The following is a 14,577-nucleotide window of genomic DNA, read 5'->3' as shown; positions in this document are numbered from 1 at the left end:
TGGTGGGCGTCACAGGGATTTTATCGAGTGGGGGAGATCGATTGGGGTGTACAGGGATACGGGTTGGGCATAAGGCTGAGCGCCCGGGCCCCAAGGCACGAGCGCTCAGCGGTGGCGGTGGCAAGCCCGCCGGTTATGAGGTTGTGGGTGAGGTCAGGTCGTAGAGGGTGATGCCGTCCACTTCCTGGGAGTTGAAGTGGTCCTTCACCCAGGCGGTGATCTGCGCGCTCTGGCTCTTGGTGTTTCCATTGCCGCGCTCACCGCCCATCTGGTTGCCGGCGATGAAGTAGTGGATGCGGCCGACCTGCACGTACTCCTGGAACTGGGCCAACGTCGGGGACGGGTCACTGCCGTTGAAGCCACCCACCGGCATGACCGGCAACTGGGTTGCCAGCTGGAAACCGGCCGCCGAGTTGGAGGAGACGGTTGCCGCCACCCAGGTGTAGTCCGAGCCGTCGGCCTCCAGCAGCGCGGTGACGCGGTCGCTGGGCTTGCTGGCCATCATCATGTTGCCGGCCGCGCCGCCGAATCCGCCGGGGCCGCTGTCGTTTCCGGCGGTGCTCGAGGCGTCACCGTGGGGCGTGCCGTGCTGTCCGCCCGCCTGCTGGCCGCCGGGCGCGCCCGGGAAGCCACCGGGCATGCCGTGGTCGCCGCCGCGGCCGGGGCCCCAGCCGCCGCGGGTCATCGGGCCGGCCGAGGGCATCGGCCCCTGATGACCGGTGGCGATGCCGTCGATGGCGTAGGCCGTGGGAGCGGCCAGCCCGACCAGCACCGCGGCCGCCGCGACGGCCAGACTTGCCCTGCGCGGCAGGCGAACCAGCATCAGCACGGTGGCGAGAACGCCGCCGGCCAGCACCACCCAGCGCAGCCACGGCACGAAGGATGTGCTGCGGGACAGGACGATCCACGCCGTCGCGGTGGTCGCACCCAGCGCGAACGCGATCGCGAGCCGCACCCACACCCGATCGCGATGCTGCCAGGCGAGCACGGAGCCCGCTCCGACCAGCGCCGCCACCCCGGGCGCCAGCGCCACCGTGTAGTACGGGTGGAAGATGCCCTTCATGAAGCTGAACACCAGCCCGGTGCCCAGCAGCCAGCCGCCGAACAGGATCAGCGTCGCGCGCCGCGGATCGGTGCGGGACACCTTGCCGCGCAACACGAGTCCCACGACCAGCAGCACCAGCGCGGCCGGAATCAGCCAGGCGATCTGACCGGCCTGCGCCGGTTCGAACAGCCGCCCGATGCCGGGCGTGCCCCACATGCCGCCCCCGCCGGTCGGCATCTCACCGCCGCCGAAGCCGCCGACACTGCCGGTCTCGTCGCCGTTGAGACGACCCAGCCCGTTGTAACCCAGCGTCAGTTCGATGATCGAATTGTGCTGCGAGCCACCGAAGTACGGCCGATCCGAGGACGGCCACAGCTCGGCCAGCAGCACCCACCAGCCCGCGCCCGCCACCATGGCGACGGCCGCGCCGAACAACTGGGCGATGCGCTTGCCCAGCTTCGGCGGGCCCGCGATCAGGTAGGTCAGCGCCAGCGCGGGCACCACCAGCAGCACCTGCAACTGCTTGGCCAGGAAGCCCAGTCCGATGAAGGCGCCGGTCAGCAGCAGCCACCGCCAGCGCCCGTCGGCGACCGCCCGGGTCATGGCCCAGGCGGCGGCGAGCATGAGGAACACCAGCATGGCGTCGGGGTTGTTGAACCGGAACATCACGGCCGCAATGGGAGTCAGCGCCAGCACCAGTCCGGCCAGCAGCCCGGCGTGCGCGCCGAAGCCGCGGCGCACGATCGCCCACAGCAGCGCCACCGACGCGACGCCCAGCAGCGCCTGCGGCAACAGCATGCTCCAGCTGTGCAGGCCGAAGACGCGGACGGAGATCTCCATGGGCCACAACGACAGTGGCGTCTTGTCCACGGTGATGGAGTTGCCGGCGTCGGAGGAGCCGAAGAAGAACGCCTTCCACGACACCGAACCGGCCTGCACCGCCGCGGCGTAGAACGAGTTGGCCCAGCCGTTGATCGACAGATTCCACAGATAGGCGATGCCGGTGCCGACGAGCAGGGCCGCCAGCAGCGCGTATTCACGCACTCCGGTGCGTGCCGCGGGCGGTTCGGCCGGGGGTGGGGCGATCGGCCGTTCGGTCAGTGTCGCGGTCATCGGTCGCCTCCTCGGTCGTCGCGGTCGGGGTGTTCGTCGGTCGGTGTGAGCCAGCAGGGCAGGTCGCCGTGTTCGCGGCGTCCGGGGAAATCGACGTGCAGCAGCCGGAATCCGTCGTCGGCGCGCGCGGGATGCAGGGTGGTCACCGGACCGCCTCGGGCACCGGATGCTTGCCGGCATTGCGGAACACCCAGCGCAGGCCCACGAATCGCAGCAGGGTGGCGACCAGGTTGGCGATCACCAGCACCGCCAGTTCCAGATGGACGGCCGCGTTGGGCGCCCAATGATGCAGCGTGTACAGCGAGCCGCTGGTCAGCGCGAGACCCACGGCGAAGATGATCAGGCCCTGGAAGTGATGGGACACCGCCTGATTGGAACCGCGCACCCCGAAGGTGAAGGCGCGGTTGGCGGCGGTATTGGCGATCGCGGTGATCAGCAGCGCCAGGAAGTTCGCCGCCTGCGCGCCGGTGATGCCCTGCAGCAGCACGTACAGCAGCAGGTAGGCCAGCGTCGAGGTGACGCCCACGATGCCGAAGCGCACCAGCTGCCCGACCATGCCCAGCGGCACGCCCTCCACCAGCGGTTCGCGGCCGATCGCGGCCCGCAGTTCGTTGATGGGCAGTCGCCCGGAGGTCAGGGCGCGGCCGACCCGCCAGACGCCGAGCAGATCCTTGCGCGCGGTGTCGATGATGTCGACGCGCGAGTCCGGATCGTCGATCCAGTCCACCGGCACCTCATGGATGCGCAGTCCGATGCGTTCGGCCAGCACCAGCAGTTCGGTGTCGAAGAACCATTCGCCGTCCTCGACCAGCGGCAGCACCAGCTTGGCGACGTCACCGCGCATGGCCTTGAAGCCGCACTGCGCGTCGGAGAACTTGGCCTGCAGCGAGGCCCGCAGGATGAGGTTGTAGCAGCGGGAGATGATCTCGCGCTTGGGTCCGCGCACCACCCGCGACGAGGAGGCGAGCCGGGTCCCGATGGCGACGTCGGAGTGCCCGGACACCAGCGGCGCCACCAGCGGCAGCAGCGCGTTGAGGTCGGTGGACAGATCCACGTCCATGTAGGCGACGATCTGCGCGTCGGAGGACTGCCAGACTTCGCGCAGCGCGCGGCCGCGGCCCTTGCGATCCAGATGCACCACGCGCACGCCGTCCAGCTGAGCGGCCAGTTGCTCGGCGACGGTGAGGGTGCTGTCGGTGGACGCGTTGTCGGCGATGGTGATTCGCGCCGTGAACGGGAAGTTGAGGGTGAGGAACGCGTGCAGTCTGCGCACGCAGGGCCCGAGATCGACCTCTTCGTTGTAGACCGGAACGACCACATCCACGACGGGCGCGGTCACTGCTGCTGCGGGTTCCGCCGCCCGAACGGCGGTCTGCGTGTCGCTCATGGTGACCAATCTCGATCACCGAACTCACATCAGTCTGCGGCCTGCCTGGGAGCTTGCTGGGAGCCTGTGATATGGCCTACTTCCGATCGAGATGCAGCCGCCACAACGGGGAGACCGGTCCGTGTCCCGCGCCCAGGTCGTAGGACGCTTCGAGGCAGTGGAAGGTCCACTCCTTGGCGAAGGCCACCGCATCCGGGACCGAATAGCCGTGCGCCAGCGCGCAACAGATGGCCGCGGCCAGGGTGTCGCCGCCGCCGTGATCGTTGCCGGTGGACAGCCGGCGGGCCGGGAGCTCGTGGAAGACCTCGCCGTCGAAGAGCAGATCGGTGGACTGCTCGGAGGTGCGCAGGTGACCGCCCTTGACGATGGCCCACCGCGGCCCGAGCGCGATGAGCGCCTCGGCGGCCTTGCGAGCCGACGCGTCGTCGACCACGTCGATGCCGGTGATGAGCCGGACCTCGTCCAGGTTGGGGGTGACCACGGTGGCCAGCGGAATCAGGGTGTGGCGCACCGCGTCCAGGGCCTCGGCGTGCAGGAGGGCGTCGCCGTGCATGGACGCCGCGACCGGGTCCACGACCAAGGGGATATCGCCGTCGCGGCCGATGCCGACCTCGCGGCACACGCCGGCGACCGCCTCGATGATGGCGGTGGAGGCGAGCATGCCGGTCTTGGCCGCGCCGATTCCGATGTCGCCCACCACGGTTCGCACCTGGTCGGCCACGATCTGCGGCGGAATCTCGTGGAACCCGCTGACGCCGAGGGTGTTCTGCACGGTCACCGCGGCCACGGCCACGCAGGCGTGCACGCCGCACAGGGCCATGGTGCGGGAGTCGGCCTGGATGCCCGCGCCGCCGCCGGAGTCGGTGCCCGCGATGGTGAGCGCGCGAACCGGAGTGACGCCATCAGGGGCGAGGGGTAAGAGCTGCACGTCACAAACCCTAGTGGGCCGCGACCGTGCCCGAACGCGCGCCCTAAATGAAAACCGTTATCATTAGCGCCATGACTTCGGAACATCATGCCCCGCTGCCCGTCACCGTGCTGTCCGGTTTTCTCGGCGCGGGTAAGACGACCCTGCTCAACCACATCCTGGCCAACCGGGAGGGCCGCCGGGTGGCGGTCATCGTCAATGACATGAGCGAGGTGAACATCGATGCCGCGTTGGTCGCGGGGCAGGGGCACCTCGACCGGACCGAGGAGAAGCTGGTCGAGCTCACCAACGGCTGCATCTGCTGCACACTGCGCGAGGACCTCATCGACTCGGTCGCGAAGCTGGCGCGGGAGGGGCGATTCGATCAACTGGTCATCGAATCGACCGGGATCTCCGAGCCCATGCCGGTGGCCGCCACCTTCGAGTGGGAGTTCGAGGACGGTTTCCGGCTCGGCGAGCTGGCACGGCTGGACACCATGGTCACGGTCGTGGACTGCTCCACCTTCCTCTCGGAAGTGGTGAAGGGACAGGCGCTGGCCGAACGGAATCTGCAAGCGGGCGACGGTGACGCGCGCACGATCGCCGACCTGCTCATCGATCAGGTGGAATTCGCGAATGTGCTGGTGCTCAACAAAACCGATCTGGTGAGCGCCAACGCCCTGGGAACAGTGGAAGCGACGATTCGCCGATTGAATCCCGCGGCGCGCGTCGTGCACGCCGCGCACGGTGTCGTCGATCTGGCCGAGGTACTCGGCACCGGCCGCTACAACCCCGATCTGGCGGCGCAATTCGACGGCTGGGACGAGGAATTGGCGGGCGGCCACACACCCGAGACCGAGGAATACGGCATCAGCAGTCTCACTTTCACCGCCGACCGCCCCTTCCACCCCGAACGCTTGGACGCCGCCTTGCTGCAGTTACACCGCCTACTGCGCAGCAAGGGATTCTTCTGGCTGGCCTCCCGCCCCGATCTCGCCGCCATCTGGTCGCAGGCCGGCCCCAACCTCACCTTCGAGGCGGGCGCGTACTGGGAGGCCCTCGATATGCGACCGAGCCAGGAAATCGTGTTCATCGGCGTGAAACTGGATCGCCCCCACGTCCGCGATCTACTCGAATCAGCCTTGCTCACCGACGCCGAACTGGCTGCGGGCCAACAGGAATGGCGAACCTACCGCGACCCCTTCCCCTCCTGGGCCCCGGCACACGATCACGCGTGAGAACCCCCGGCATACTCGGCCCCGATCCGGGGCCGATGCACAACCCACCCCTAGTGCTTGGAATTCGCGTACGCCGACCCCAAACTCGCGATGTTCATAGCCTGGCCGAACAGAGTAGCCAGCACCCCGATGATCTCCATATGACCTGTTTCCCTCACTGCCAATACCGGCGGACCCATTCCGCCACCCCACCGATACCACAGCACTACACCCCACCGCGGACCGTGACCGATCCGGTGACCTATTACGACCCACCAAGATCAGGGAGCCCTGACGGAGGAATTTCGCCCGTTTCTCCTCCCTCACGACTCCCTGATCTTGTCAGGCATCGGGGGGTTCGGGCGTGGAGGCGTTTGTCTATGGCTAGGAGGCGGACGCCTTGGAAGGGTTCGGGGCCGAGGTTTCGGAGGAGGAAGGCGGATGCTCGGAGGGCGGGGGGTTGGGACCAGATCATGGGTGGGGAGAGTCTGTCGTAGCGCATTCGGCGGTCGAGGATGGCGCGGGCGCTGGGGCCGTGTCCGAGGTCGACGGCGATGCGGTCGGCGTTGAGTTGGTTGCGGCGGCGTATGCCGTTGATGCCGATGCCCTGGACGAGCGCGCCCACCGCGAATCCGATCGTCGCTAGCGGGCCGAACCAGTGGTTCAGCAGTGCGCCGAAGGCGGCGTAGAGGCCGAGCCACAGGAGCGTCGTCACGATGTGGCCGATCCATTCGGGCCATCCGATGCGGAACACGGCCCGCTGGACGATTGTGAACGGTTGCCGCGCCAAATCCGTGAGTTCCCAAGACAATCCGAAGACGATTGTGCCGCCGTCGCCGATGAGGTGCCCGATCTCGTGACTCATCAATGCGCGCAACTCGGCGGGTGAGAACTCGTGCACAGCGGCGGCGGAGATCATGACGAAGCCGCCGCCCCGGTGGTCGGCCACCCCGTCCGATCCTTGTTTGTCCCGCACCGCCAGGTGATAGACGGATTCGTCGATACCCAGCGTCTCGACCACGTCGCTCCACGCCGGGGCCAGGACGGCGGCCTCCTCGGGGGTCGGCGTTCGGGGCATCCGCGGATCACCCGTTCCGAGAATCGGTTTGGCAAGCTGAATCAGCAGTCCGAACGACAGCCACACGCCGACCAGGCCGAACCCCACCCAGCGGTCGAGCAGCGCGCCGACGCGAAACAGCAACAGTCCGACCATGAGCGGGATCGGCCAGGCGACGAGCAGCATCATCAGGGCCCATGGCCGACTGCGCCACCGCGTCCGCGTGCGATAGGCCGCCCGGCCGTCCGAATCCGCGAATTCCAGTCTCGGAGCATTCATGTGGCCCCCGCCCGATTCCCCGCCACTGCTTGAACTCCAGGATAGGCAAGGGAACCGGCGGCGGGTCGCCCCCGATTTCAGGGGCCGGGAAGGTCAGTGGGGGGTGGTGAGGGCGGTGTGGAGGGTGGCTGCCCATTGTTGGACGATTTCCTTGCGGCGCAGGGAGTCGTCGGTGAGGACGTCGGCCAGGCCCAGGCCGCGGGCTAGGTCGAGGGTGGCTTGGACTAGGTGGTGGGCGACGGGGTCGGCGTCGTCGACGCCTAGTGCTTCGACGGCCATGTGGTGGGAGATGCGGCCGAAGCGGGCTTCCATGGGGACGATGCGTTCGCGCAGGACCGGGTCGGCGGCGGCGTGGGTCCAGACTTGAAGGGCCGCTTTGAACAGGGGGCTGGTGTAGGACTCGACCAGGCCCGACACCACCGCCTCGGTGCGCGAGACGCCCTCGGCGACGTCGGCGACGGCGAGCGCGTCGGCCTTGGCCTGATCCATCCGGGTCTCGAACATGTACTCCAGGGCGGCGGTGATCAGGTCCTCGCGCGTGGGGAAATGATGCTGGGCGGCGCCCCGCGACACCCCGGCCCGTTCGGCCACCACCGCGACCGTGGCCGCCGCCCAGCCGGTTTCGGCCAGGCAGTCGATGGTGGCCTCCAGCAGCCGCTGCCGGGTGGCCCGGCTGCGGTCCTGCTTGGGTTCGTGGGGTGTCGCCATGGGGGTCAATTCTGCCTATCGGTCATTCGGCCCAGCTGGCCGGGCGGCGCTGGAGGAATGCCGTCATGCCCTCGATCACCTCGGGGGTGCCGAAGAAGCTCGCGGAGCGTTTGGCGAGTTCTTCGGCCGAGCGGTCGAAGGCGGTCAGCAGGTCGGCGTTGACCAGTCGTTTGGCCTCGGCCAGGCCCTGCGGGGAGCCCTTGCGGAGTTCGCCGCGCAGCCGCAGCACCTCGGCGGCCGGATCGTCGGCGGCCACGGTGATCAGGCCGACCCGCTCGGCCTCGGCCGCGTCGAAGGTCTCGCCGGTCGAGAAGTAGCGCGCCGCCGCGCGCGGGGCCATGCGCGGCAGCAGGGTCAGCGAGATCATGAACGGGGCCAGCCCGATGCGGACCTCGGTGAGCCCGAAGCTGCTGTCACGCCCGGCGACCACCACGTCACAGGCGGCGATGATCCCCATGCCGCCCGCGCGGACATTGCCGTTCACCTGCGCCACAACGGGTTTCGGCATGGCGAGGATGTCGCGCAGTACCGAGATCATCCACCGGGTGCGCAGATCGGCGGCGGCCGCAGGGTCGGCGTCCACCGCCTCCTTGAGGTCCGCGCCCGCGCAGAAGGTGTTGCCGGTGTGGGTGAGGATGACGCCGCGCACGGCGTCGTCGGCGCTCGCCTTGCCCAGCCCCTCGAGCAGTTCGGTCACCAGCCGCGCGGACAAGGCGTTGCGGTTGTGCGGGGAATCCAGTGTGAGCGTGGCGAATCCGTCCGCCACCTGGTAGCGGACGAACGGCCCGTCGTGCGCGTCGGCCATCAGTAGGACCTCGGCAGACCCAGCGAATGCTGCGACACGAAGTTGAGGACCATTTCGCGCGAGACCGGGGCCACGCGCCCGATGCGCGCGGCTCCCAGCATGCCCGCGAGACCCACGTCGGAGGTGAGACCGGAGCCGCCGTGCGTCTGGATGGCCTGATCGAGCGCCTTGATACTGGCCTCCGCCGCAGCGTATTTCGCCATGTTCGCGGCCTCGGCGGCCCCGAAGTCGTCGCCGGAGTCGTAGAGGAACGCGGCCTTCTGCATCATCAGCTTGGCCAGCTCCAGTTCGATCTTCACCTGGGCCAGCGGATGCGAAATGCCTTGGTGCGAACCGATCGGCGCGCCCTTCCACACCGCGCGCTCCTTGGCGTACTTCACCGCCGCGTCGATGGCGTAGCGGCCCATGCCGACCGCCATGGCCGCGCCCATGATGCGTTCCGGGTTCAGGCCCGCGAACAGCTGCGCGATGGCCGCGTCCTCCTGGCCGACCAGCGCGGAGGACGGCAGCCGCACGTCGTCGAGGAACAGCGTGAACTGGTTGTCCGGTTCGATGATGTCCATCTCCTGCTTCGTCTTCACGAAGCCGGGCGCGTCGGTGGGCACGATGAACAGCGCGGGCTGCAGATTGCCGGTCTTGGCGTTCTCGCTGCGCGCCACGATGAGCACGGCCTCGGCCTGGTCCACGCCGGAGATGTAGATCTTGCGGCCGTTGAGGATCCAGTCGTCGCCGTCGCGCCGCGCGGTGGTGGTGATCTTGTGCGAGTTGGAGCCGGCATCCGGCTCGGTGATGCCGAAGACCATCTTCGACGACCCGTCGGCCAGCTTGGTCAGCCAGTGCTGCTTCTGCGCGTCGGTGCCGTACTTGGTGATGATGGTGCCGCAGATGGCCGGCGACACCACCATGAGCAGCAGCCCGCAACCCTGCGCCGCCAATTCCTCCTGGACCAGGGCGAGTTCGTAGATACCCGCGCCACCGCCGCCGTACTCCTCGGGCAGGTTCACACCCAGGAAGCCGAGCTTGCCCGCCTCGTCCCACAGTTCGTCGAAGGGCTCGTTGCGGCGCGCCTTGGGACCGGCGTAGTCGCGGAAGTTGTATTTGGCGGCCAGTTTGGCCACCGCGGCGCGCAGTTGCTTCTGCTCGTCGGTCTCGATGAAACTCATGGACTACTCCTGCTCTTCGCTGTGCACGACGGCGAGTACCGCGCCGACTTCGACCTGCTGGCCGGCGGAAACGTTCAATTCGGTGAGGACGCCCGCGGCCGGGGCGGCAATGGTGTGCTCCATCTTCATCGCCTCCAGCCACAGGATCGGCTGGCCCTTCTCGAGCCGGTCGCCGACCGCCGCGCCCACGCGGATGACCGCGCCCGGCATCGGGGCCAGCAACGAGCCCTCCGCGACCTGATCGGCCGGATCCTCGAAGCGCGGCAGGCGGCGCACCGCCACCGGGCCCAGCGGGGAGTCCACCGCGACCAGATCGCCGTAGCGGGCGATCTCGAAGCGCCGGCGCACCGGGCCGCGCTCGCCGGCGACCTGGAGAATCACCAGTTCCGGTGTGGCTTCGAGCAATTCGAGACCTTCGAAGCCTTCGACCTCGAGGCCCGCGCGGGTGATGCGGTAGCGCACCTCGTGCTTGCCGGTCAGACGGGACTCGTAGGACTTGGACTGCGCCTGCGACGGCAGATTGCGCCAGCCGCTGGGCAGGCCGCGACCCACCCGGGCCGCTTGACGGTTGGCGGCGGCGTCCGCGAGCGCGGCGGCCACGATGGACAGCTTTTCGTCCGCCTCGGAAACCAGTGGGGCCGAAAGCTTCTCGAGGTCGTGGGTGGCGAAGAAGGCGGTATCGGTGTCACCCGCGAGGAACGCCGGATGCCGCAGCACGCGAACCAGCAGGTCGCGATTGGTGACCAGGCCGTGAATCTTGGCCCGCTGCAACGCGCTCGCGAGCAGATGCGCGGCCTCGTCACGGGTCTCGGCGAAGGAGATGACCTTGGAGAGCATGGGGTCGTAGTGCACGCCCACCACCGAGCCGTCCACCACACCGGTGTCCAGGCGCACACCCGGCTCGGTCAGCACGGTGAATTCGCCTCGGGTGCCGGGGATGTCGAGCTTGTGCACCGGGCCGGACTGCGGCTGCCAGTCATGAGCCGGGTCCTCGGCGTAGAGGCGCACCTCGATGGAGTGTCCACGCATCTCGGGCTGCCGTGCGGGCAGCGGGCGACCGGTCGCCACCTGGAGTTGCAACCGCACCAGATCCAGGCCGGTGACCTGCTCGGTGACCGGATGTTCCACCTGCAGACGGGTATTCATCTCCAGGAAGAAGAAATCGCCCTTCTCGTCGGCGAGGAATTCGACGGTGCCGGCGCCCTCGTAGCCGATGGCTTCCGATGCCAGGCGCGCCGCCTCGAACAGCCGCGCCCGCATCCCGTCGATCTTCTCGACCAGCGGCGACGGCGCTTCTTCGACGACCTTCTGGTGGCGGCGCTGGATCGAGCATTCCCGCTCGCCGACCGCCCACACCGTGCCGTGCGTGTCGGCCATGACCTGGACTTCGATGTGGCGACCGGTCTCGAGGTAGCGCTCACAGAACACAGTTGGGTCGCCGAAGGCGGAGGCGGCCTCGCGCTGCGCCGCCTCGATTTGCGGTGTCAGCTCGGACAATTCGCGCACGACACGCATGCCGCGGCCACCGCCGCCGGCGGACGCCTTGATCAGCACCGGCAGCATGTCGGCGGTGACCTCGGCCGGGTCCAGCTGCTTGAGGACGGGGACACCGGCGGCGTCCATCATCTTCTTGGACTCGACCTTGGAGCCCATCTGCTCGATGGCGGCGACCGGCGGGCCGATCCAGGTCAGGCCCGCGGCGAGCACGGCCTTCGCGAATTCGGCGTTCTCGGAGAGGAATCCGTAGCCGGGGTGGATGGCGTCGGCGCCGGCGGCCAGCGCGGCCTCGATGATCAGTTCCGAGCGCAAGTAGGTTTCGCCGGGGGTGTTGCCCGGCAGGCGAATCGCGGCGTCGGCCTCGGCCACATGCGGCGCGTTGGCATCCGCATCCGAATAGACGGCGGTGGTCGCGATGCCCATGCGACGGCACGTCGCGAAAACCCGCCGCGCGATCTCACCGCGATTGGCGACCAGAACGTTCGTGAGCCCGCCCGTCGCCCCGCCACCACCCCTGTGGGAATCGCTTCGCGATACTGTCATGTCTGGCCTCACATCCGGAAGACGCCGAAGCCCTCGGCGCCCTTGATCGGGGAATTGTGGATGGCGGACAACGCCATTCCCAAGACCGTGCGGGTGTCACGCGGGTCGATCACGCCGTCGTCGTAGAGTCGCCCCGACATGAACATGGGCAGCGATTCGGCCTCGATCTGCGCCTCGATCATGGCGCGCAGCCCGGCGTCCTGCTCCTCGTTGAACGGGATGCCGCGCGCCTCGTTGGCGGCCCGGCCGACGATCGAGATGACGCCCGCCAGCTGCGCCCCGCCCATGACGGCGGATTTCGCACTGGGCCAGGCGAATACGAAGCGCGGATCGTAGGCCCGCCCGCACATGCCGTAATGACCCGCGCCGTAGGACGCGCCCATGAGCAGCGAGATGTGCGGCACCTTCGAATTCGATACCGCGTTGATCATCATCGCGCCGTGCTTGATGATGCCCTTCTGCTCGTACTCCTTGCCGACCATGTAGCCGGTCGTGTTGTGCAGGAACAGCAATGGCGTGTTCGACTGGTTGGCCAGCTGGATGAACTGCGCCGCCTTCTGCGCCTCCTCGGAGAACAGCACGCCGCGCGCATTGGCCAGAATCCCGACCGGGTAGCCGTGCAGTTCGGCCCAGCCGGTGACCAGGCTGGAACCGTAGAGCGGTTTGAACTCGTCGAAATCGGAGCCGTCCACCACGCGGGCGATGACCTCGCGCGGGTCGAACGGGATCTTGAGGTCACCCGGCACGATGCCGAGCAGCTCCTCCTGGTCGTAGAGCGGTTCGATGATCTGATCGATCGGCCGCGCCGCCGGGCCCTGCTTGCGCCAGTTCAGCCGCTTGACGATGGACCGGCCCAGCCGGATCGCGTCCTGTTCGTCCACGGCCAGATAATCGGCCAGACCCGAGGTGCGGGCGTGCATTTCCGCACCGCCCAGCGATTCGTCGTCGGACTCCTCACCGGTGGCCATCTTCACCAGCGGCGGACCGCCCAGGAACACCTTGGAGCGCTCCTTGATCATGACCGTGTAATCGGACATGCCCGGGATGTAGGCGCCGCCGGCTGTGGAGTTGCCGAAAACCAGTGCGATGGTGGGGATTCCGGCGGCGGACAGGCGCGTGAGGTCCCGGAACATGCGCCCGCCGGGGACGAAGACCTCTTTCTGCGTGGGCAGATCCGCGCCGCCGGACTCGACCAGGCCGATCACCGGCAGCCGGTTCTCGAGTGCGATGTCGTTCATGCGCAGGTTCTTGCGCAGCGTCCACGGGTTCGAGGTGCCGCCGCGCACGGTCGGATCGGGCGCGACGATCATGCATTCGACGCCCTCGACAATGCCGATGCCCGCGATCACGCTGGCGCCCACGTGGAAGTCGCTGCCCCAGGCGGCCAGCGGGGCCAGCTCCAGGAACGGCGAATCCTCGTCGATGAGCAGTTCGATGCGCTCGCGCGCGGTCAGCTTGCCGCGCTTGCGATGCCGCGCCATCTTGTCCGGGCCGCCGCCCGCGATGTTCTTGGCGTATTCGGCCTCCACCTCGGCCAGCTTGGTGGTCATGGCCTCGGCGGCGGCCTGATAGTCCGCCGATTTCGGGTCTAGGGACGTGCGCAGGATGGTCAAGACTGGAACCCCAATCGCTTGGCCGCGAGGCTGGTCAGGATTTCGTTGGTGCCGCCGCCGATGCCCAGAATGCGGACATCCCGGTAGTGGCGTTCGACTTCGGACTCACGCATGTAGCCGAGGCCGCCGAAGAGCTGGACCGCCTGGTGCGCAACCCATTCCGCGGTCTCCACGGCGGTGTTCTTGGCGAAGCACACCTCGGCGATCAGGTCGGTCTCGCCGCGGGCGGCGCGCTCGGCCAGATGATGGGTGTACACCCGCGCGACGTCGATGCGGCGCGCCATCTCCGACAGCGTGTTCTGCACGGCCTGGCGGCTGATCAGCGGGCGGCCGAAGGTCTCGCGATCGCGCGTCCACTGCAGGGTCAGGTCCAGGCAGCGCTGCGCGTGCCCGTACGCCTGCACGGCCAGACCCACCCGCTCACTCACGAAAGCCTGTGCGATCTGGGCGAATCCGCTGTTCTCCGCGCCCACCAGGTTCGAGACCGGCACCCGCACATCGACATACGACAGTTCGGCGGTGTCGGAGCACAGCCAGCCCATCTTCTCCAGCTTGCGGCTGACCGTGAATCCGGGCGCGCCCTTCTCGACCACGAGCAGCGACACACCGGCCGCGCCGGGGCCGCCCGTGCGCACCGCCGTCACCACGAAGTCCGCCCGCACCCCGGAGGTGATGAAGGTCTTCGACCCGTTCACGATGAACTCGTCACCGTCGCGCACCGCGGTGGTCCGCAGATGCCCGACATCCGACCCGCCGCCCGGCTCGGTAATGGCCAGCGACCCGATCTTCTCCCCCGCCAGCGTCGGCTTCACCCAGCGCTCGATGTGCTCGGCGTTCCCGGAGGCAATGAGGTGCGGCACCGCGATACCGCAGGTGAACAGGGAGGCGAACAGGCCGCCCGAGCAGCCCGCGTAATGCATCTCCTCGGCCACGATGGCCGCGTCGATACCGTCCCCGCCGGCACCGCCCGCGGCTTCCGGGAACTGAATACCCAGCAGCCCGAGCGCACCCGCCTTCTTGTGCAGCTCGCGCGGGAGCAGGCCCTCCCGCTCCCACTCGTCCAGGTACGGCAGCACCTCGCGTTCGGCGAATCCGCGCACGGTGGCGCGCAATTCGCGCCGCTCGGGCGTCTGCCAGGGGTCCACGTACTCGGCGCTCATACCGCCTCGTTCCCTTCCGCGAGGCCGAACCCTCGCCGGTCACCACTTCGCACCCCAGGTCCGCACGGTCGCGCCTGGGAGGT

Annotated in this window: 12 protein-coding genes; 1 reads left to right on the top strand and 11 read right to left on the bottom strand. The window is 68.5% G+C overall.

The genetic code is table 11. The annotated features are described in order from the left end of the window. Positions 1 to 133 precede the first annotated feature (133 nt). From D7D52_RS29225 to thiD, 4 genes are all read right to left on the bottom strand, one after another. Complete coding sequence (locus tag D7D52_RS29225) at positions 134 to 2,158, bottom strand: glycosyltransferase family 39 protein (protein WP_120741487.1); 2,025 nt, start codon at positions 2,156 to 2,158, stop codon at positions 134 to 136. Beyond that, a complete protein-coding gene (locus D7D52_RS38125) occupies positions 2,155 to 2,304 on the bottom strand; it encodes a hypothetical protein (protein ID WP_162958630.1) in 150 nt (49 codons plus the stop codon). The genes D7D52_RS29225 and D7D52_RS38125 overlap by 4 nt, the downstream gene beginning before the upstream one ends. Continuing rightward, on the bottom strand, positions 2,301 to 3,545 hold the full coding sequence (locus D7D52_RS29220; protein ID WP_120741485.1) for a bifunctional glycosyltransferase family 2/GtrA family protein: 1,245 nt from the start codon (positions 3,543 to 3,545) through the stop codon (positions 2,301 to 2,303). Before D7D52_RS29220 ends, D7D52_RS38125 begins: the two co-directional genes overlap by 4 nt. A gap of 76 nt (positions 3,546 to 3,621) precedes the next feature. Further along, on the bottom strand, positions 3,622 to 4,473 hold the full coding sequence (gene thiD / locus D7D52_RS29215; protein WP_120741483.1) for a bifunctional hydroxymethylpyrimidine kinase/phosphomethylpyrimidine kinase: 852 nt from the start codon (positions 4,471 to 4,473) through the stop codon (positions 3,622 to 3,624). Positions 4,474 to 4,544: 71 nt separating this feature from the next. Here thiD and D7D52_RS29210 point away from each other — a divergent pair, with 71 nt between their 5' ends. After that, the gene (locus D7D52_RS29210; protein ID WP_120741481.1) at positions 4,545 to 5,690 is read left to right on the top strand and encodes a GTP-binding protein; all 1,146 of its coding nucleotides are present in this window, start codon (positions 4,545 to 4,547) and stop codon (positions 5,688 to 5,690) included. A 244-nt stretch (positions 5,691 to 5,934) separates the two neighbouring features. Here D7D52_RS29210 and D7D52_RS29205 read toward each other — a convergent pair whose 3' ends face one another. The 7 genes from D7D52_RS29205 to D7D52_RS29175 form a co-directional block, all read right to left on the bottom strand. Then, on the bottom strand, positions 5,935 to 6,915 hold the full coding sequence (locus tag D7D52_RS29205) for a M48 family metallopeptidase (protein WP_162958629.1): 981 nt from the start codon (positions 6,913 to 6,915) through the stop codon (positions 5,935 to 5,937). 183 nt (positions 6,916 to 7,098) lie between these two features. Continuing rightward, complete coding sequence (locus D7D52_RS29200) at positions 7,099 to 7,713, bottom strand: TetR/AcrR family transcriptional regulator (protein ID WP_120741477.1); 615 nt, start codon at positions 7,711 to 7,713, stop codon at positions 7,099 to 7,101. Between the two features lie 22 nt (positions 7,714 to 7,735). After that, positions 7,736 to 8,518, bottom strand: a complete 783-nt coding sequence (locus D7D52_RS29195; RefSeq protein ID WP_120741475.1) for an enoyl-CoA hydratase family protein — start codon at positions 8,516 to 8,518, stop codon at positions 7,736 to 7,738. Then, positions 8,518 to 9,681 (bottom strand): acyl-CoA dehydrogenase family protein, encoded by a 1,164-nt coding sequence (locus D7D52_RS29190; protein ID WP_120741473.1) that lies wholly within the window; start codon positions 9,679 to 9,681, stop codon positions 8,518 to 8,520. The genes D7D52_RS29195 and D7D52_RS29190 overlap by 1 nt, the downstream gene beginning before the upstream one ends. A gap of 3 nt (positions 9,682 to 9,684) precedes the next feature. Then, complete coding sequence (locus D7D52_RS29185; protein WP_120741471.1) at positions 9,685 to 11,721, bottom strand: acetyl/propionyl/methylcrotonyl-CoA carboxylase subunit alpha; 2,037 nt, start codon at positions 11,719 to 11,721, stop codon at positions 9,685 to 9,687. Between the two features lie 8 nt (positions 11,722 to 11,729). Next, entirely contained in the window at positions 11,730 to 13,334 is a 1,605-nt protein-coding gene (locus tag D7D52_RS29180) for an acyl-CoA carboxylase subunit beta (protein ID WP_120741469.1), read from the bottom strand. Continuing rightward, the gene (locus tag D7D52_RS29175) at positions 13,331 to 14,479 is read right to left on the bottom strand and encodes an acyl-CoA dehydrogenase family protein (protein WP_120744542.1); all 1,149 of its coding nucleotides are present in this window, start codon (positions 14,477 to 14,479) and stop codon (positions 13,331 to 13,333) included. The genes D7D52_RS29180 and D7D52_RS29175 overlap by 4 nt, the downstream gene beginning before the upstream one ends. Positions 14,480 to 14,577: the final 98 nt, after the last annotated feature.

The sequence above is a fragment of the Nocardia yunnanensis genome (genome assembly GCF_003626895.1).
Taxonomy (GTDB): Bacteria; Actinomycetota; Actinomycetes; order Mycobacteriales; family Mycobacteriaceae; genus Nocardia; species Nocardia yunnanensis.
The sequence above is the reverse complement of the archived record's forward strand: the minus strand, read 5'-3'. Positions and strand labels throughout refer to the sequence as shown.

Excerpts from the sequence above, each read along its gene's own strand:
- D7D52_RS29225 (WP_120741487.1), bottom strand. The coding sequence starts at position 2,158 with ATGACCGCGACACTGACCGAACGGCCGATCGCCCCACCCCCGGCCGAA.
- D7D52_RS29220 (WP_120741485.1), bottom strand. The coding sequence starts at position 3,545 with ATGAGCGACACGCAGACCGCCGTTCGGGCGGCGGAACCCGCAGCAGCA.
- D7D52_RS29210 (WP_120741481.1), top strand. The coding sequence starts at position 4,545 with ATGACTTCGGAACATCATGCCCCGCTGCCCGTCACCGTGCTGTCCGGT.
- D7D52_RS29195 (WP_120741475.1), bottom strand. The coding sequence starts at position 8,518 with ATGGCCGACGCGCACGACGGGCCGTTCGTCCGCTACCAGGTGGCGGAC.
- D7D52_RS29205 (WP_162958629.1), bottom strand. The coding sequence starts at position 6,915 with ATGATGCTGCTCGTCGCCTGGCCGATCCCGCTCATGGTCGGACTGTTG.
- D7D52_RS29200 (WP_120741477.1), bottom strand. The coding sequence starts at position 7,713 with ATGGCGACACCCCACGAACCCAAGCAGGACCGCAGCCGGGCCACCCGG.
- D7D52_RS29185 (WP_120741471.1), bottom strand. The coding sequence starts at position 11,721 with ATGACAGTATCGCGAAGCGATTCCCACAGGGGTGGTGGCGGGGCGACG.
- D7D52_RS29190 (WP_120741473.1), bottom strand. The coding sequence starts at position 9,681 with ATGAGTTTCATCGAGACCGACGAGCAGAAGCAACTGCGCGCCGCGGTG.